The following is an 18449-nucleotide window of genomic DNA, read 5'->3' as shown; positions in this document are numbered from 1 at the left end:
AGGGAGTCGTCCTCCGGGGCGGCGCCCGGTGCACTGCCGGGGCGAGGAGGACGGGCCATGGTGCAGAAGGCCAAGATCCTCCTGGTCGATGACCGGCCGGAGAATCTGTTGGCGCTGGAGGCCATTCTCTCCGCGCTCGATCAGACACTGGTGCGGGCATCGTCAGGGGAGGAAGCGCTCAAAGCACTGCTTACCGATGACTTCGCGGTCATCCTGCTGGACGTACAGATGCCGGGCATGGACGGATTCGAGACCGCCGCGCACATCAAGCGGCGGGAGCGGACGAGGGACATCCCGATCATCTTCCTCACCGCGATCAACCACGGTCCGCATCACACCTTCCGGGGTTATGCGGCCGGCGCGGTGGACTACATCTCGAAGCCGTTCGACCCCTGGGTGCTCCGTGCCAAGGTGTCGGTCTTCGTCGAGCTGTACATGAAGAACTGTCAGCTGCGGGAGCAGGCGGCACTGCTGCGCCTCCAGCTGGAGGGGACGAACCGGGCGGACGCGGGAGCGGTGAAGGAGCCCGCCGGGCTGCTCGCCGAACTGTCCGCGCGGCTCGCGGCGGTCGAGGAGCAGGCGGAGGCACTCTCCAAGCAGCTCGACGACGAGTCCGCGGACGCGGCGGCGGTCGCCACGGCGGCGCACCTGGAGCGCAAGCTCACGGGACTGCGCCGGGCGCTCGACGCGCTGGAGCCGGGGACCGGCGGGGGCACGGGGACGCTGCCTTCGCAGAACTGACGGATCGTCGTCACGTGAGCCCCGTACCTGGTGCTGTGTCAGGTACGGGGCTCACGTGTGGCCGAGTACGACCGACGGGGCGTCAATTCCGCTGCCCGCGAAGGGCGACACGGTCGGGTGAAGCCGTAGGCGCTCCTGTCCGCACGCGTCTCCCCGGGTAACCTCTTGCCCCATGGCCTCACGTACGTCCGGCAAGGGTTCCCAGGGCACGACGGGCACCGCCAAGCCGCGCGCCGGTCGTACGCCGGGCGCTGCGAAGAAGGCGGCACCCGCGAAGGCCGTGGCGAAACCGCCCGCCAAGAAGACCGCCGCCAAGAAGGCTCCGGCGAAGAGGGCGCCCGCCAAGAAGGCGGCCCGTCCCGCGCCGAAGCCTGCTCCGTCACCGACCGGGGGCGTCTACAAGGTGGCCCGCGGCGCCTACCTCGGCGTCGCGCACGGCGTCGGCGCGATGTTCCGCGGCATAGGGCGGGGCGCGAAGGGGCTCGACCCGGCGCACCGCAAGGACGGCCTCGCGCTCCTGCTGCTCGGCCTCGCGCTGATCGTCGCGGCCGGTACCTGGGCGCATCTGCGCGGGCCGGTCGGGGACCTGGTGAAGATGCTGGTCACCGGTGCCTTCGGGCGGCTCGACCTGCTGGTGCCGCTGCTGCTGGGCGCGATCGGCATCCGGCTGATCATGCACCCGGAGCGGCCGGAGGCCAACGGACGCATCGTCATCGGGCTGTCCGCGCTGGTCATCGGCGTGCTCGGCCAGGTGCACATCGCGTGCGGCTCGCCGGGGCGCGGCGACGGGTCCGAGGCGATGCAGGACGCGGGCGGGCTGATCGGCTGGGCGGCGTCGGTGCCGCTGACCTTCACGATGGGCGAGGTGCTGGCCGTACCGCTGCTGCTGCTCCTGACGATCTTCGGGCTGCTGGTGGTGACGGCGACGCCGGTCAACGCGATTCCGCGGCGGCTGCGGCAGCTCGGCATCCGGCTCGGGGTCATCGAGCCGCGGCCCGACGAGGTCGACGCCGGTGTCGCGGAGGACGACGCGCGCTACGACGAACAGTGGCGCGAGGCGCTTCCCGCCGGCGCACGCGGTGCCTCCGCGCGCCGGGGCGAGGCGCAGGAGTACGACCCCGACGCGGCCGAGGAAGAGGCCCTGGGGCGGCGCAGGAGGCCCCGCAGGGCCCCGTCCGTACAGCAGTCCCCGTACGCCAGGCCGCTGGACGCGGTCGACGTGGCGGCAGCGGCGGCGGCCGCGCTGGACGGCGCCGTGATGAACGGGCTGCCGCCGTCGCCGATCGTCGCGGACCTGACCCAGGGCGTCTCGCAGGAGCCCGAGCGGACCTCGTCGGTGCCGCCCGCGCGGGAGGCGGCGAAGTCGCCGTCGGAACCCGTGCGACCCGCCGTGCCCACGGCTTCGCCGACCCCCGGGCCGAAGCCGGAGCCCAGCCGTCCGGCCGGGGCGGCGCCGCCCAAGGTCGCCGACCTCACCAAGGAGCCGCCGAAGGAGCCCTCGATGCTCCCGGCGCGCGCCGAGCAGCTCCAGCTGCGCGGCGACATCACGTACTCGCTGCCCTCCCTGGACCTCCTGGAGCGCGGCGGACCCGGCAAGACCCGCAGCGCGGCGAACGACGCCGTCGTGGAGTCCCTCCAGAACGTCTTCTCGGAGTTCAAGGTCGACGCGGCCGTCACCGGCTTCACCCGCGGTCCGACGGTCACCCGGTACGAGGTCGAGCTCGGCCCGGCCGTGAAGGTCGAGAAGATCACCGCGCTGACCAAGAACATCGCGTACGCGGTGGCCTCCCCGGACGTGCGGATCATCTCGCCGATCCCCGGCAAGTCCGCCGTCGGCATCGAGATCCCCAACAGCGACCGCGAGATGGTCAACCTCGGTGACGTGCTGCGCCTCGCGGACGCCGCCGAGGACGACCACCCGATGCTGGTGGCGCTCGGCAAGAACGTCGAGGGCGGCTACGAGATGGCCAACCTGGCGAAGATGCCGCACGTGCTGGTGGCCGGTGCGACCGGTTCCGGAAAGTCGTCCTGCATCAACTGCCTGATCACCTCGATCATGGTCCGGGCCACCCCCGAGGACGTACGGATGGTCCTCGTCGACCCCAAGCGCGTCGAGCTGACCGCGTACGAGGGCATCCCGCACCTGATCACCCCGATCATCACCAACCCCAAGCGGGCCGCCGAGGCGCTCCAGTGGGTCGTACGGGAAATGGACCTCAGGTACGACGACCTGGCCGCCTTCGGGTACCGGCACATCGACGACTTCAACGCGGCCGTGCGCTCCGGCAAGCTCAAGACGCCGGAGGGCAGCGAGCGGGAGCTCCAGGCGTATCCGTACCTGCTGGTGATCGTGGACGAGCTCGCGGACCTGATGATGGTCGCGCCGCGGGACGTGGAGGACTCGATCGTCCGCATCACCCAGTTGGCCCGCGCCGCCGGTATCCACCTGGTGCTCGCCACGCAGCGGCCCTCGGTGGACGTCGTCACCGGTCTGATCAAGGCGAACGTGCCCTCCCGGCTCGCCTTCGCCACCTCCTCGCTCGCCGACAGCCGGGTCATCCTCGACCAGCCGGGCGCCGAGAAGCTGATCGGCAAGGGCGACGGGCTCTTCCTGCCGATGGGGGCCAACAAGCCGACCCGTATGCAGGGCGCCTTCGTCACCGAGGACGAGGTCGCGGCGATCGTCCAGCACTGCAAGGACCAGATGGCGCCGGTCTTCCGGGACGACGTCGTGGTCGGCACCAAGCAGAAGAAGGAGATCGACGAGGAGATCGGCGACGACCTGGACCTGCTGTGCCAGGCCACCGAGCTGGTCGTCTCCACCCAGTTCGGGTCGACGTCGATGCTCCAGCGCAAGCTGCGGGTGGGCTTCGCCAAGGCGGGCCGGCTGATGGACCTGATGGAGTCGCGGAACATCGTGGGGCCGACCGAGGGGTCCAAGGCGCGTGACGTCCTCGTGAAGCCCGACGAATTGGATGGCGTACTCGACGTGATCCGGGGAGAGTCTCCTTCGTAGGGGTTGTCCGCGGTTCCCCTGCGGGCGACGTGGTCGTAGGGGGCACGCGGCTTCCCGGACGCGTGCGTGTGGCCGAACGCGAGTCACTCGTACGAGTTCGGAAGCAACCGTTTCCCTTGTGGATACGTCCAGTTGAGGGGAGGGAGGCGTCATGGACCGTCAGCGGTGTCACCGTGGACGGCGTCGCGGTGCCTCGGGAGTGCCGGGCTGCAGCGTCGATGTACGCATACGCCGTTCCGATGGCGTACAAAGACGGCTCTCCCGCTTGCCCCACCCTTTCGTCACCCCCCTAGACTGAACCTCCAGCAGGTGGCTCACGCTCGAAAGGCGCCCCCGTGTCCATCGGCAACTCCCCGGACTCTCCCGGCAACTCCCCTGAAGACGACCGGCCCACCATCGGTCGTGCCCTCCAGCAGGCCCGGATCGCCGCAGGTCTGACGGTCGATGAAGTCAGCACGTCGACCCGGGTGCGCATTCCGATCGTCCACGCCATCGAGGCCGACGACTTCACCCGCTGCGGCGGCGACGTCTACGCCCGCGGCCACATCCGTACGCTGGCCGCCGCCGTCGGACTCGACGCCTCCGCGCTCGTCGCGCAGTACGACGGCGAGCACGGCGGACGGCCCGCGCCGACCCCCGCCGCCCCGCTGTTCGAGGCGGAGCGGATCCGTCCCGAGCCGCGCCGGCCCAACTGGACCGCCGCCATGGTCGCCGCGATCGTCGCGGTGGTCGGCTTCGTCGGCTTCACGATGTTCAGCGGGAGCGACCCGTCCGGCGGGACGCGCAGCGTCGCCGAGGGCGCCACCGCCACCGCGCCCGCCCCGAAGCCCAAGCCGGACAAGACGATCAAGCCCGCCCCGCCCAAGACCGACCAGACGCCCGACCCCACGGACGGTGCCATCGCGGCCGCCCCGAAGGACCGGGTCACGGTCAAGATGGTCGCGACCGGCTCCCGGAGCTGGGTCTCGGCCCGCGCCTCCAACAACCGCATCCTCTTCGACGGCTTCCTGAACAAGGGCGACTCCAAGACCTTCACCGACCCGAAGAAGCTGGACCTGGTCCTCGGCGACGCCGACGCCGTGCAGCTGTTCGTGAACGGCAAGGAGGTCGAGGACGACTTCCGGCCCGGCGCGGTGGAGCGGCTCACGTACACGAAGGGCGACCCCGAGGTCGGCTGAGCCCCGTCCCGTACGCGATCTTCCGTTACCCCTCCGAGATCTTCAGCCACCCCCTCCACCTGCGGCGATCCGATGACGTTCGGTACGTCGTCGCAGGTCGGAAGGGGTGGTTCCGTGAGGGGCGGCGGTCGGCCCCCTCGCGGCCCGGGTGCGCGCCGGGACAAAGTAGTCTTGAGTCCATGCCCGAACGCCGCACTGTCGCCCTTGTCACTCTTGGCTGCGCCCGTAACGAGGTGGACTCGGAGGAGCTGGCAGGCCGCTTGGCAGCGGACGGCTGGGACCTCGTCGAGGACGCCTCGGACGCGGACGTCGCCGTCGTCAACACCTGCGGATTCGTCGAAGCCGCCAAGAAGGACTCCGTCGACGCCCTGCTCGAAGCCAATGACCTGAAGGACCACGGCCGCACCCAGGCCGTGGTCGCCGTGGGCTGCATGGCCGAGCGGTACGGCAAGGACCTCGCCGAGGCCCTGCCGGAGGCCGACGGCGTGCTCGGTTTCGACGACTACGCCGACATCTCCAACCGCCTCCAGACCATCCTCGCCGGTGGTTCCGTCGAGGCGCACACCCCGCGCGACCGGCGCAAGCTGCTGCCGATCAGCCCCGCCGAGCGGCAGTCCGCCGACGTCTCGCTGCCGGGACACGCGCAGGAGGCCGTCCCGGCCCCCGAGGACCTGCCCGAGGGCGTCGCCCCGGTCTCGGGGCCGCGTGCGCCGCTGCGCCGCCGCCTGGGCACGAGCCCCGTGGCCTCGGTGAAGCTGGCGTCCGGCTGCGACCGGCGCTGCTCGTTCTGCGCCATCCCGTCCTTCCGCGGCTCCTTCATCTCGCGCCGCCCCAGCGACGTGCTGGGCGAGACGCGCTGGCTGGCCGAGCAGGGCGTCAAGGAGGTCATGCTCGTCTCCGAGAACAACACCTCGTACGGCAAGGACCTGGGCGACATCCGGCTGCTGGAGACGCTGCTTCCCGAGCTGGCGGAGGTCGACGGCATCGAGCGGGTGCGCGTCAGCTACCTCCAGCCCGCCGAGATGCGGCCCGGCCTGATCGACGTGCTCACCTCGACGCCGAAGGTCGCCCCGTACTTCGACCTGTCCTTCCAGCACTCGGCGCCCACGGTGCTGCGCGCGATGCGCCGCTTCGGGTCCACCGAGCAGTTCTGGGAGCTCCTGGAGACCATCCGCGGCAAGGCCCCGCAGGCCGGTGTGCGGTCCAACTTCATCGTCGGCTTCCCCGGCGAGACCGAGGAGGACTTCGCCGAGCTGGAACGCTTCCTCACCGGGGCCCGTCTGGACGCCATCGGCGTGTTCGGCTACTCGGACGAGGAGGGCACGGAAGCCCTGACGTACGAGAACAAGCTGGACGACGACACGATCGCCGCGCGGCTCGCGCACATCTCCCGGCTCGCGGAGGAGCTCACCGCCCAGCGTGCGGAGGAGCGCATCGGCGAGACGCTGGAGGTGCTCGTCGAGGCCGTGAGTCCTGCGGACTCCGACGATGCCGAGGACGAGCCCGCGATCGGCCGTGCCGCCCACCAGGCACCGGAGACGGACGGCCAGGTGGTCTTCACGACCAGCCACGGGTTGACGCCCGGTCGTATGGTCGTGGCAAAGGTGGTCGGCACCGAGGGCGTGGACCTCGTCGCCGAACCACTGCCGAGTGCCTGTGACGAGGTTCCTGAGGAGGCGGCCAGATGAGCGGAATCCCGGCGTCCGCGGCGGGTGGTACCGGCAGGGCCGCGTCGGTGCCCGGCGGACCGGTCACCGCAGGTTCGGTCACCTCCGGTTCGGTGACCGGCGGGAAGCTGGGGGCCGTGGCCGTGAATCAGGCCAGTCTGTGGAACATCGCGAACATCCTGACGATGGTCCGGCTGGTGCTGGTGCCGGGCTTCGTGATGCTGCTGCTCGCCGACGGCGGGTACGACCCGATCTGGCGGGCGTGGGCCTGGGCGGCGTTCGCCGTCGCCATGATCACCGATGTCTTCGACGGCCACCTGGCGCGGACGTACAACCTGGTCACCGACTTCGGCAAGATCGCCGACCCGATCGCCGACAAGGCGATCATGGCGGCGGGGCTCATCTGTCTGTCGGGGCTCGGGGACCTGCCGTGGTGGGTGACGGGCGTCATTCTCTTCCGTGAGCTCGGGATCACGCTGATGCGGTTCTGGGTGATCCGGCACGGGGTCATTCCGGCCAGCCGCGGCGGCAAGATGAAGACCCTCGCGCAGGGCACGGCGGTCGGCATGTACGTACTGGCGCTGACCGGGCCGCTGGCGACCTTCCGGTGGTGGGTGATGGCGGTGGCCGTGGTGCTGACCGTGGTCACCGGTCTCGACTACGTGCGCCAGGCGATCGTGCTGCGCCGCGCGGGGCTGGCCGCGGAGCGCGCTGCGTGACGTCCACGGCTGCTGAGGTGCTGGCGGCGCTGGCCGCGCGGGGGGAGACCCTCGCGGTGGCCGAGTCGCTGACCGGCGGTCTGGTGGCCGCGGAGCTGACCGGCGTGCCCGGGGCCTCCAAGGTCTTTCGCGGTTCTGTCACGGCGTACGCCACGGAACTGAAGCGGGACGTCCTGGGTGTCTCCGGCGATCTCCTGCGGGAGCGCGGGGCGGTCGACGCCGAGGTCGCCCGGCAGATGGCGGCAGGCGTACGGCGGGTTCTCGGGGCCGACTGGGGGATCTCCACGACCGGCGTCGCGGGGCCCGATCCGCAGGACGGGCAGCCCGTGGGCAGGGTGTTTGTGGCCGTCGCGGGTCCCGACGGGAACCGGAAAGTGGCCGCACTTGGGTTGAACGGCAGCCGATCGGACATTCGTAGAGAGAGTGTGCGGGCCGCTTTCGAGCTGCTCTCCGGTGAACTGGTCGAGAATGTGCGGGCACAGGATACGGAACACAACGGGGGGATCTGATGTTTGCAGCCCTGAGTGAACACGACATAGCTCCCCGCACGGCTGCACCGCGAGGCGGTACGGTGGGGCGTGAAGGATGCGGCTACGCGGTCCGAGGAGGGAGCCACCGATGATTCTGCTCCGTCGCCTGTTGGGTGACGTGCTGCGTCGGCAGCGCCAGCGCCAGGGCCGTACTCTGCGCGAAGTCTCCTCGTCCGCCCGGGTCTCGCTCGGCTATCTCTCCGAGGTGGAGCGGGGGCAGAAGGAGGCATCCTCCGAGCTGCTTTCCGCGATCTGCGACGCGCTTGATGTACGGATGTCCGAGCTCATGCGGGAAGTGAGCGACGAACTCTCCCTGGCCGAACTGGCGGCGTCGGCTGCGGCCGGCGAGACGCCGGTGCGCCAGCCGGTACGACCGATGCTCAATTCGGTCTCCGTGACGTCGGTGACCGGTGTGTCCGGTGTGCCGACCGAGCGAGTGACGATCAAGGCACCTGCGGAAGCGGTGGATGTCGTCGCTGCCTAGCGATAGATAAGAGAAGTTCAGTGCGGGACCGGTGCTCCGGTCGCCCCTTGTGGGGGTGACCGGAGCACCGGTCTTTTGCGTTGGTGGGGTTTTTTGGGGGGTGTTTGGGGTTTGTCGGGGTGCCGTGTGGCGGCTTGAGACCCCGAATGACCGGATTGGATCGGTTGTGGCAGGGTTGATGGTGCTGATCCGTATTTCGGTATTTCTGAGGAGGACGCTCCATGTCTGTCGTGAAGAGCACGCTGCCCGAGGCCGATCTCAAGGTCGTCGGTGAGGCGCTGCAGGGCGCGCTGGTGGACCTGGTCGACCTTTCGCTGGTCGCCAAGCAGGTGCACTGGAACGTCGTGGGTCCGCGCTTCCGCTCCGTGCACCTTCAGCTCGACGACGTCGTGGCCTCGGCCCGACTGCACTCCGACTCGGTGGCCGAGCGGGCCTCCGCGCTCGGCGTGAACCCGGACGGGCGGGCCGCCACGGTCGCCGCGTCCAGTGCGATCAAGGAGACGCCGACCGGCTGGATCAAGGACAGCGACGCGGTACGCATCCTGGTCGACGCGCTCGGTGCGGTGATCGTCCGGATGCGCGAGCGGATCGAGACGACCGGCGACCCGGACCCCGTCACGCAGGATCTGATCATCGGACTGACGGCGGATCTGGAGAAGCACGCGTGGATGTTCCAGGCGGAGAGCGCGTGAACGACCGGGTGCCTGAGCGCCTGAGTGCCTGAGGTGTGCGGGCCGGGTGCGCCGGTAGTGCTTCCCGTGCTGCCGGTGCGCCCTCCCGGGCGGGCATGACCGCGCCTAGCGTCGGTCCGAGGAGGTAGCGATGCAGCGACCGCTGGAGGGCAGGCGGCTGGGGCGCAGGGCCGCCCTCGGGGCGCTGGCGGTGCTGCTCGGGGTGCTGTGGTGGTGGGCGGTGCTGCGGCTCGTACTCGTTCCGGAGGGGGCCGGGGCGGTCGAGGGGGCGGTGGCGGCCGGGGGGTGGGGGTTGAGTCTGTTGCCGGTGCATGTCGCGGGGAAGGTGGCGGCCCGGCCGGACCGGGTGGCTCGGACCATCAGGGTCCGGGGTGCTCGGACTATCAGGGTCCGGGTGGCCCGGACTACCAGGGCATGGAGACGCCGCCGTTCGGGCGGAGGATCTGGCCCGTCGTGAAGGCGGAGGCGTCGCAGGCCAGGTGGAGGACGGCCTGTGCCACGTCCTCGGGTTCGCCGACGCGGCCGAGCGGGGTGATGCGGACCATTCTCGACTCGGCGCTCTCCTGGAGGGAGGCGTCGTGCTTGTCCGTCATGGGGGTGCGGATCCAGCCCGGAGCGACCGCGTTGACGCGGATGCCGTGCGGGCCCAGCTCGGTGGCGAGGGTTTTCGTCAGCTGTACGACGGCGGCCTTGCTGGTGCTGTAGGCGAAGAGCCCGGCGTTGGCGGAGTCCATGGCGCCGGAGGCGAGGGTGACGATGCTCCTCGGTCGGGCGGGGCGGCGGAGCATGAGGCGGGCCGCCTCCTGGCAGGCGTGCAGGACGCCCTTGAAATTGACCGCGAGGATCCGGTCGAGGTCTTCGTCGGCGGTCTCCAGGACGCTGCTGAAGTGCATGATTCCGGCTGCGGCGACCAGGACGTCCAGGCCCTCGGTGCTCTCCATGGCGGCTTTGAGGGCGGTGCGGGAGGTCACGTCGAGGGTGTGGGTGGCGACGTGTCGTGCGCCGTCCGTGGACTTGGTGATGAGGGCGGCCGTTTCGGCGAGGCCCGCCGCGTCGCGGTCCGCGCAGTGCACGGTGGCCCCGGCTTCGGCGAGGAGCACGGCGCTGGCGCGGCCGATGCCGCTGGCAGCGCCGGTGACGAAGGCGGTGCGGCCGGTCAGGTCGTACGCGGGGATTCGTACGGGGAGAGGCATGTCGGCGACCGTACGACTGGATCTGACGGGTCGTCAACTGGTGGGACCCGGTTGGCACTTCGGGCACCAGTAGGTGGGGCGCTCGCGGGAGCCGTCGCCCTGGTCGGCCTTGCGGACGGGGGTGCGGCAGCGCAGGCAGGGGCGGGAGCGGCGGCCGTAGACGTAGAGGAGGTCGGGGGCGCTGGTGGTGCGGGTGGTGTGGGTGGCGGGTGAGGTGCGGGCGACGGTGGTGGTGCGGCGGTCGGGGTGGTCCTTGTTGAGGTCCAGGAGGCGGTGGGCGGTGGCGACGAGGCGGGCGGGGACGTCCGGGGCCAGGTCGCCGACGGGGAGCCAGGGGGTGACGCGGGCGAGGAAGCAGAGTTCGGACTTGTAGACGTTGCCGATGCCCGCGAGATTGCGCTGGTCCAGGAGGGCTTCGCCGAGGGGGCGGTCGGGGGCGGCGAGGAGGTTGCGCACGGCCTGGTCCCGGAGGGTGTTGTCCCAGCCGGGGGAGAGGAGGTCCGGGCCCAGGTGGCCGATGACGGTGTGTTCGTCGGCGGTCGGCAGGAGTTCCAGGACGGGGAGGCGGTAGCCGACGGCGGTGGCGTCCGTGTTCTGGAGGACCGCGCGGATCTGGTGCTCGGGGCCGCCGCGCCAGGGGGCGCCGGGGGCGAAGATCCGCCAGGCGCCGTCCATGCGGAGGTGCGAGTGCAGGGTGAGGCCGCCCTCGACGCGGGTGAGCAGGTGCTTTCCGTACGGGGTGACGTCGAGGACCTCGCGGCCGGTCAGGTCGGAGGTGGCGAAGCGGGGGACACGGAGGTCGGCGTGGGTGAGGGTGCGCCCGGCGAGGGCCGCGTGCAGGCGGGCGGCGGCTTGCCAGACGGTGTCTCCTTCGGGCATGTGTCCATGATGGGGGAGGTGGGGGTGGTTGGCGGGGGTTTACGGTGCGGGATGTTTCAGTGTGCGGCTCATCCGTGCCCCGTTAGGGGCGCGGGGAACTGCGCGAGCAGCCACCCACTTACCTGTACGGACCCGTGCAATCGCCGCGCGGCGAGCGCTTTAGGGAAAGGGGCGGGTCCGGGGCCTCTCTGCCTGAGCCGGGCGGGGCCGCATGTCCGGTACGAGGGTGGGCCGGGGCCCCTTGGGACGCGCACCCGGTACGGGGATGGGCCGAGGGGCGGCACCCGGGTGGGCCGGGAGCGGGAGGGGCCGCCCCCTTGCCCGCCCGTTCCGCCCCCTTGGGGCGGCCCCGTCGCCCAAGGGGACGGCGCGGCAAGTGGCGGAGCCAAGGGGGCGGGGCGGCACAGGGCGAAGCCCAAGGGGGCGGGGGAAGGGGAGGGCGGCCTGTCGCTCCAGGGGGCTGGGGGAGGGGAGAGGAGGGGAGCCTTTCGTCCAAGGGGGCTGGGGGAGGAGGCTGCGTTGTTGCAGGGGGTGTGGGTCAGGGGCGGATGCGGAGGCCTTTGGGGGTGGCGTGGAAGCCGGCGGACTCCAGGGTGCGGCCCAGGGGGGAGGTCAGGGCCGGGGTGTTGTTGATGCGTTCGACGGTGACGGTGCCGAGGGCGCCCGCGCGGGCGGAGTCGGTGAGGGCTTCGGCGGCGGCGCGGAGGCTCTCGTCGGGGGCTTCGGCGCGGGCTTCGGCGGGGGTGGGGTTGGCCGTCGGGGTGGTGGAGGCGGGTGCGGGGGCGGCCGCTGGTGCGGACTGGTTCGGCCAGGCGAGGAGGGTCTTGCCGCCGCGTTCCATGTAGAGGGTGAGCTCGCCGTCGACCAGGACGACCAGGGAGCCCGCCTTGCGGCCCGGCTTGTGGGTGACGCCGGTGGGCGGTTCGGGCCAGGGCAGGGCTGCCCCGTACGCGTTGGCGGGGTCGGCGGCGGCCAGGACGACCGCGCGGTTCGGGGCGTCGTTCTCGGAGCGGTCGCGGGCCGTCGCGGCGGCGCGGAGGCGGTCGACCGCGCCGTCCATGGCGAACTGGGCCGCGCCGAGCCCCTCGACGACGTAACCCCGGCGGGCCTGGCCACTGTCCTCGAACGCGGCGAGGATGCGGTAGATCGCCGAGAAGCCGCCCTCGACGCCCTCGGCGGCGACCGCGCCCCGGGTGACGACGCCGTGCCGGTCGAGGAGGGTGCGGGCCAGGGCGTGCGCACGGTGGGTGGGGTCGGGTTCGGGGGCGGGGAGGCGGGACCAGCGGCCGGAGACCGTGGGCGGGCCGGTGCGGGAGACGGGGCGGGCTCCGCCGGTGAGGGAGCCGTACCGGCCGCGGGGGACGGAGCGTTTCGCGCGGTGGGCGGTGGCTCCCGCGGTGCGGCCCGAGCCGAGGACCGCGCGCAGGGGGGCGAGGGTGTCGTTGGTGAGGCGGCCCGACCAGGCCAGGTCCCAGAGGGCGTCGGCCAGTTGGGGGTCGGAGGCGTCGGGGTGGGTGGTGGCGCGGACCTGGTCGGCGATCTGGCGGAAGAAGAGCCCGTAACCGCCGGAGAGGGCGGTCAGGATCGACTCGTGGAGGGCGGAGAGCTCCAGGGGGTGGGGCGGGGGCAGGAGCAGTGGGGCGGCGTCGGCGAGGTAGAGGGAGACCCAGCCGTCCTTGCCGGGGAGTGCGCCCGCGCCCGCCCAGACGACCTCGCCGGTGGTGGTGAGTTCGTCGAGGAGGGCGGGGGTGTAGCCGGAGACGCGGTGCGGGAGGACGAGCTTCTCCAGGGCGGACGCGGGGACCGGAGCGCCCTGCAACTGCTCGACGGCGCGCACCAGTCCGTCGATGCCGCGCAGGCCGCCGCCACCGTAGTGCTGCCACTGGGGGAGGAAGGTGGCCAGGGCGGCGGGGTCGACCGGCTCCAGTTCCTGGCGGAGGGCGGCCAGGGAGCGGCGGCGCAGGCGGCGCAGGACCGTCGCGTCGCACCACTCCTGGCCGATGCCCGCCGGGTGGAACTCGCCCTGCACGACCCGGCCTGCTGCGGCGAGCCGGTGCAGCGCCCCGTCGGTGACGGCCGCGCCGAGGCCGAAGCGGGCGGCGGCGGTGGCGGAGGTGAACGGGCCGTGCGTGCGGGCGAAACGGGAGAGGAGGTCGCCGAGGGGGTCCTTGACCGGCTCGGTGAAGGACTCCGGGACGCCCACCGGGAGCGCCGTGCCCAGCGCGTCGCGCAGGCGTCCGGCGTCCTCGACGGCGGCCCAGTGGTCCGCTCCGGCGATACGGACCTGGATCGCCCGGCGGGCGTCGGCGAGGTCGCGGGGCCACTGGGCGTCCGCGCCCCGCGCGGTCAACTCGGCGGTGGTGAGCGGGCCCAGGACCCGCAGCAGGTCGGCGACGCCCTCCAGGTCCTTGATGCGGCGGTCCTCGGTGAGCCACTGGAGTTCCTGCTCCAGCTGGGTCAGGACGTCGGCGTCGAGCAGTTCGCGCAGCTCGGCCTGGCCGAGGAGCTCGGCGAGGAGACGGGAGTCCAGGGACAGCGCCGCCGCGCGCCGCTCCGCGAGGGGCGAGTCCCCCTCGTACAGGAACTGGGCGACGTACCCGAAGAGGAGGGAGCGGGCGAAGGGGGACGGCTCGGGGGTGGTGACCTCCACCAGGCGCACCCGGCGGGCCTCGATGTCGCCCATCAGCTCGGTCAGGCCGGGCACGTCGAAGACGTCCTGGAGGCATTCGCGGACGGCCTCCAGGACGATCGGGAAGGACCCGAACTCGGATGCCACCTGGAGGAGTTGGGAGGCGCGCTGGCGCTGCTGCCAGAGCGGGGTGCGCTTGCCGGGGCTGCGGCGGGGCAGCAGCAGCGCACGGGCCGCGCACTCGCGGAAGCGGGCGGCGAACAGGGCGGAGCCGCCGACCTGGTCGGTGACGATCTGGGCGACCTCGCCCGCGTCGAAGAGGGTGTCGGCGGCGCTGATCGGAGCCTGGTTGTCGTCGTACTCGGTGCCCAGGGGCTTGGCGGGACCGGGGGCGTCCAGCGGGTCGAGGCCCATGAGGTCGAGCCCCATCAGGTCCGCGTCCGGGAGGCGCAGCACGATGCCGTCGTCGGCGTGCATCACCTGGGCGTCCATGCCGTACTTCTCGGACAGCCGGGCCCCGAGCGCCAGCGCCCACGGCGCGTGCACCTGCGCGCCGAACGGGGAGTGCACGACCACCCGCCAGTCGCCCAGCTCGTCGCGGAACCGCTCGACGACGATGGTGCGGTCGTCGGGGACGTGGCCCGCGGCGCGGCGCTGTTCGTCGAGGTACGACAGGACGTTGTCGGCGGCCCAGTCGTCCAGGCCCGCCTCCTGGAGGCGGGTGCGGGCCTTCTCGGGCTTCAGGTTGCCGATCTCGCGGAGGAACGCGCCGAGCGCACGCCCCAGTTCGAGGGGGCGGCCGAGCTGGTCGCCCTTCCAGAAGGGGAGGCGGCCGGGGACGCCCGGGGCGGGGGAGACTAGGACGCGGTCGCGGGTGATGTCCTCGATGCGCCAGGACGTCGTGCCCAGGGTGAAGACGTCGCCCGCGCGGGACTCGTACACCATCTCCTCGTCCAGCTCGCCGACCCGGCCGCCGCCCTTCTTCGGGTCGGACCCGGCCAGGAAGACGCCGAACAGACCCCGGTCGGGGATGGTGCCGCCCGAGGTGACGGCGAGGCGCTGGGCCCCCGGGCGGCCCGTGACCGTACCGGCGATGCGGTCCCAGACGACGCGCGGGCGCAACTCGGCGAAGGCGTCGGAGGGGTAGCGCCCGGCGAGCATGTCGAGGACGGCGGTGAACGCCGACTCGGGCAGCGAGGCGAAGGGGGCGGCGCGGCGGGTGAGGGCGAGCAGGTCGTCGACCTGCCAGGAGTCCAGCGCGACGATCGCGACGAGCTGCTGGGCCAGGACGTCCAGAGGGTTGGCCGGGACGCGCAGGGACTCGATGGAGCCGGAGCGCATCCGCTCGGTGACCACGGCAGCCTGCACCAGGTCGCCCCGGTACTTGGGGAAGACGACGCCCGTCGACACCGCGCCCACCTGGTGGCCCGCGCGGCCCACGCGCTGGAGGCCGGAGGCGACGGACGGCGGGGACTCGACCTGGATCACCAGGTCCACCGCGCCCATGTCGATGCCCAGTTCGAGGCTGGAGGTGGCGACCACGGCAGGCAGTCGGCCCGCCTTGAGGTCCTCCTCGACCAGGGCGCGCTGCTCCTTGGAGACCGAGCCGTGATGCGCGCGGGCCAGCAGGGGCGGGGCTCCCTGGGCGGCACCGGACTGCCCCATCAGCTCGGCCGGGGAGCCGCCCTCGGGGAGGGCCTCGCCGGTGGCCCTCTCGTACGCGATCTCGTTCAGCCGGTTGCACAGGCGCTCGGCGAGGCGGCGGGAGTTGACGAAGACGATCGTCGAGCGGTGCGCCTGGACGAGGTCGGCGATCTTCTCCTCCACCTGCGGCCAGATGGAGGGCTTGTCGCCCTGGTCGTCGTCCTTGGCGGGGGAGCCGCCCAGCTCGCCCATGTCCTCCACCGGCACCACCACCGACAGGTCGAAGACCTTGCCGGACGGCGGCTGCACGATCTCCACCCGGCGCTGCGGGGACAGGAACCGGGCCACCTCGTCCACGGGGCGGACCGTCGCGGACAGGCCGATCCGGCGGGCGGGCCGGGGCAGCAGCGCGTCGAGGCGCTCCAGGGACAGCGCCAGGTGCGCGCCGCGCTTGGTGCCCGCGACCGCGTGCACCTCGTCCAGGATCACCGTCTCCACGCCTTCCAGGGCGTCGCGCGCGGAGGAGGTGAGCATCAGGAACAGCGATTCGGGGGTCGTGATCAGGATGTCCGGCGGCTTGTTCGCGATCGAGCGGCGGTCGGCCGGGGAGGTGTCGCCGGAACGGATGCCGACCCTGATGTCCGGCTCGGGCAGGCCGAGGCGCACGGATTCCTGGCGGATGCCGGTCAGCGGGCTGCGGAGGTTCCGCTCGACGTCGACGGCCAGGGCCTTCAGCGGGGAGATGTAGAGCACCCGGCAGCGCTTCTTCGCCTCCGCGGGCGGGGGAGTGGAGGCGAGCGCGTCGAGCGAGGCGAGGAAGGCGGCCAGTGTCTTGCCCGAGCCGGTCGGGGCGACGACCAGCACGTCGGAGCCCTCCCCGATCGCCCGCCAGGCCCCGTCCTGCGCGGCCGTGGGCGTCCGGAAGGCCCCCGTGAACCAGCCTCTGGTCGCGGGGGAGAACGAGTCGAGCGCGGTCCTCACCATGGCCCCATCGTGCACCCCGCCACTGACAATTCCCGGTCCGGACCGTGGACTCGCAGGTCAGAAGCCTGGCGAAGGGGCGGAGAATGGTCCGATGGAGCGAGGTTCGACCGCCACCGAGCGCGAGGGCGAGTGGGCGCGGCACTGGAGTTACGCCGGGGTGCCGGGCCTCGATCTGCTGCGGGCCCGCTACGTCCGGCACACCTTCCCGCGCCACAGCCACGAGGGCTTCGTGCTGGGCGCCGTCCGACGCGGCATCGAGGACGTGCGGATGCCGGACGGCACGATCAGCGCGGTGCCCGGCAGCATCGTCATGATCAACCCGGAGGTGCCGCACGCGGCCCACGCCGGAGTCCCCGAGGGCTGGTCGTACGCCACCCTCTACCCGTCGAGGGAACTGGTCGCCGACGTCGCGGCCGAGGTCACCACGCTGCGCGGCACGGCGGGATTCGCCGAGACGATCGTGCACGACCCGGACACCGCGCGACTCGTGCACGAGGTGCACCGGGCCGCCGAGGCGGGCAACGCGCTCGCCGCCGACACCGCCTTCCGCCTCGCCATCGCCCGCATGCTGCGCCGCCACGGGCGCTCCCTGCCCGCTCGGGGCCCGCTCCCCGCCGCCGCCCGGACCGCGGCCCTGGCCAGAGAGATCCTGGTCGACCGGATGACGGAGCCGCCGTCGCTGGAGGGCCTCGCCCAGGAACTCGGCACCAGCCCCTTCGCGCTGCTGCGCGCCTTCAAGGCGGTGTACGGCATGCCCCCGCACACGTGGCTCACCAACGCGCGCGTGCGCCGCGCCCAGCACCTGCTGAACACCGGCAGCACCCCCGCCGACGCCGCCGTCCTGGTCGGGTTCACCGACCAGCCGCACCTCAACCGTCACTTCACCCGCATCGTCGGGGTGCCGCCGGGGGCGTACCGGCGCGAGCGTGCAAGAACGTACAAGACCGGGGGCGCGGGTCCCTCGTAGCGTCCTGGGTGTGGCAGATCAGACAGCGTCCGCGGCCTCCGCGGAGACACGAACAGCGTCCGCGGCCGCCGCGGGCATACGAACAGCAGGGACCGGCGCGCCCGCCGCCGAGCCCAAGCCCGACGCCGCCGTCGTACGGGACGCCCTCGGCGTCGGTGTCGCGGTGGGTCTCTCCGGCTTCGCCTTCGGCGTCACCTCGGCCGGCGCCGGACTCACCCTCGCGCAGACCTGTGCGCTCAGCCTGCTGGTGTTCACCGGGGCCTCGCAGTTCGCCCTCGTGGGGGCGCTCGCTGCCGGGGGCAACCCGCTCACCGCCGCGGCGGGAGCCTTCTTCCTGGGTGTGCGCAACACCTTCTACGGGCTGCGCCTGTCGCAGCTGCTCGCACTGCCGGGACTGGTGCGCCCGTTCGCGGCACAAGGGGTGATCGACGAGACGGCCGCCGTCGCGCTGGCCCAGCCCACCCGGCGCGGCGCCCGGATCGGCTTCACCGTCACCGCCGTCACCCTGTACGTGCTGTGGAACCTCACCACCCTGCTCGGGGCACTGGGCGCCGAAGCCATCGGCGACACCAATGCCTGGGGCCTGGACGCGGCAGGCCCGGCGGTCTTCCTGGCACTGCTCGCCCCCATGCTGCGCTCCGCCACCGAGCGCACCGTCGCCGGTGTCGCGGTGGTGGTGATGCTCGGGCTGCTGCCCGTGCTGCCGGGAGGAGCACCGGTGCTGGTGGCAGCCCTGGCGGCACCGCTGGTGCTCTTCGTCAAGGGGCGCGCGGAGCACCGTGACCACAGGGGCACGGGGGCAGCACAGTGAGCGTCTGGATCGCCATCATCGCCACGGCGGTGGGTTGCTACCTCGTGAAGCTCCTCGGGCTGCTGGTCCCCGCGAACGCCCTGGAGCGCCCGCTCGTGCGCGAGCTGTCCGCGCTGCTGCCCGTCGCCCTGCTGGCGGCGCTCACCGCACAGCAGACCTTCGCCACCGGGCAGACGCTCGTCCTGGACGCCCGGGGTGCGGGGCTCGCGGCGGCGGCCCTCGCACTGGTGCTGCGAGCACCGTTCCTGGTGGTCGTCGGCGCGGCCGTGGTGGTGACCGCGGGAGTGCGTGCGCTGGGCGGCTGACGGGCCCAGG

At 72.4% G+C, this 18449-nt stretch carries 15 protein-coding genes; 12 read left to right on the top strand and 3 right to left on the bottom strand.

Annotated elements, in window-relative coordinates; all coding sequences use genetic code 11:
• The first annotated feature begins 57 nt into the window (after positions 1-57).
• The 9 genes from ACIO3O_RS11025 to ACIO3O_RS10985 all read left to right on the top strand — a co-directional run bounded on the left by ACIO3O_RS11025 (position 58) and on the right by ACIO3O_RS10985 (position 9484).
• Positions 58-741 (top strand): two-component system response regulator, encoded by a 684-nt coding sequence (locus ACIO3O_RS11025; RefSeq protein WP_189823285.1) that lies wholly within the window; start codon positions 58-60, stop codon positions 739-741.
• Positions 742-913: 172 nt separating this feature from the next.
• Positions 914-3757, top strand: coding sequence for a DNA translocase FtsK (locus ACIO3O_RS11020; RefSeq protein WP_401744431.1), 2844 nt, complete (start codon positions 914-916; stop codon positions 3755-3757).
• 335 nt (positions 3758-4092) lie between these two features.
• Positions 4093-4935: a helix-turn-helix domain-containing protein gene (locus tag ACIO3O_RS11015; RefSeq protein ID WP_401744429.1), complete on the top strand. Its 843-nt coding sequence runs from the start codon at positions 4093-4095 to the stop codon at positions 4933-4935.
• Positions 4936-5114: 179 nt separating this feature from the next.
• On the top strand, positions 5115-6623 hold the full coding sequence (gene rimO, locus ACIO3O_RS11010) for a 30S ribosomal protein S12 methylthiotransferase RimO (RefSeq protein WP_401744427.1): 1509 nt from the start codon (positions 5115-5117) through the stop codon (positions 6621-6623).
• Positions 6620-7321, top strand: a complete 702-nt coding sequence (pgsA, locus tag ACIO3O_RS11005; protein ID WP_401744425.1) for a CDP-diacylglycerol--glycerol-3-phosphate 3-phosphatidyltransferase — start codon at positions 6620-6622, stop codon at positions 7319-7321. Before rimO ends, pgsA begins: the two co-directional genes overlap by 4 nt.
• A complete protein-coding gene (locus tag ACIO3O_RS11000; protein WP_401744423.1) occupies positions 7318-7830 on the top strand; it encodes a CinA family protein in 513 nt (170 codons plus the stop codon). The genes pgsA and ACIO3O_RS11000 overlap by 4 nt, the downstream gene beginning before the upstream one ends.
• A 109-nt stretch (positions 7831-7939) precedes the next feature.
• Positions 7940-8335, top strand: coding sequence for a helix-turn-helix domain-containing protein (locus ACIO3O_RS10995; protein WP_398422421.1), 396 nt, complete (start codon positions 7940-7942; stop codon positions 8333-8335).
• A gap of 221 nt (positions 8336-8556) precedes the next feature.
• The gene (locus ACIO3O_RS10990; RefSeq protein WP_401744421.1) at positions 8557-9027 is read left to right on the top strand and encodes a Dps family protein; all 471 of its coding nucleotides are present in this window, start codon (positions 8557-8559) and stop codon (positions 9025-9027) included.
• A gap of 130 nt (positions 9028-9157) precedes the next feature.
• On the top strand, positions 9158-9484 hold the full coding sequence (locus ACIO3O_RS10985) for a hypothetical protein (protein ID WP_401744420.1): 327 nt from the start codon (positions 9158-9160) through the stop codon (positions 9482-9484).
• On the opposite strand, the gene ACIO3O_RS10980 is transcribed toward ACIO3O_RS10985, so the two are convergent.
• The 3 genes from ACIO3O_RS10980 to ACIO3O_RS10970 all read right to left on the bottom strand — a co-directional run bounded on the left by ACIO3O_RS10980 (position 9432) and on the right by ACIO3O_RS10970 (position 16356).
• Complete coding sequence (locus ACIO3O_RS10980; RefSeq protein WP_401744418.1) at positions 9432-10220, bottom strand: SDR family NAD(P)-dependent oxidoreductase; 789 nt, start codon at positions 10218-10220, stop codon at positions 9432-9434. The two genes, ACIO3O_RS10985 and ACIO3O_RS10980, sit on opposite strands and share 53 nt — an antisense overlap.
• Before the next feature lie 33 nt (positions 10221-10253).
• Entirely contained in the window at positions 10254-11099 is an 846-nt protein-coding gene (locus ACIO3O_RS10975; RefSeq protein ID WP_401744417.1) for an Fpg/Nei family DNA glycosylase, read from the bottom strand.
• Between the two features lie 538 nt (positions 11100-11637).
• The gene (locus tag ACIO3O_RS10970) at positions 11638-16356 is read right to left on the bottom strand and encodes a DEAD/DEAH box helicase (RefSeq protein WP_401744415.1); all 4719 of its coding nucleotides are present in this window, start codon (positions 16354-16356) and stop codon (positions 11638-11640) included.
• A 91-nt stretch (positions 16357-16447) separates the two neighbouring features.
• Here ACIO3O_RS10970 and ACIO3O_RS10965 point away from each other — a divergent pair, with 91 nt between their 5' ends.
• The 3 genes from ACIO3O_RS10965 (at position 16448) to ACIO3O_RS10955 (ending at position 18439) form a co-directional block, all read left to right on the top strand.
• Positions 16448-17323 (top strand): AraC family transcriptional regulator, encoded by an 876-nt coding sequence (locus tag ACIO3O_RS10965; RefSeq protein ID WP_401744413.1) that lies wholly within the window; start codon positions 16448-16450, stop codon positions 17321-17323.
• 76 nt (positions 17324-17399) lie between these two features.
• Positions 17400-18134, top strand: a complete 735-nt coding sequence (locus tag ACIO3O_RS10960; protein ID WP_401744502.1) for an AzlC family ABC transporter permease — start codon at positions 17400-17402, stop codon at positions 18132-18134.
• Complete coding sequence (locus ACIO3O_RS10955; RefSeq protein WP_401744412.1) at positions 18131-18439, top strand: AzlD domain-containing protein; 309 nt, start codon at positions 18131-18133, stop codon at positions 18437-18439. The genes ACIO3O_RS10960 and ACIO3O_RS10955 overlap by 4 nt, the downstream gene beginning before the upstream one ends.
• Positions 18440-18449 lie beyond the last annotated feature (10 nt).

This window comes from Streptomyces sp. NPDC087440 (assembly GCF_044744005.1).
Lineage (GTDB): Bacteria > Actinomycetota > Actinomycetes > Streptomycetales > Streptomycetaceae > Streptomyces.
The sequence above is the reverse complement of the archived record's forward strand: the minus strand, read 5'-3'. Positions and strand labels throughout refer to the sequence as shown.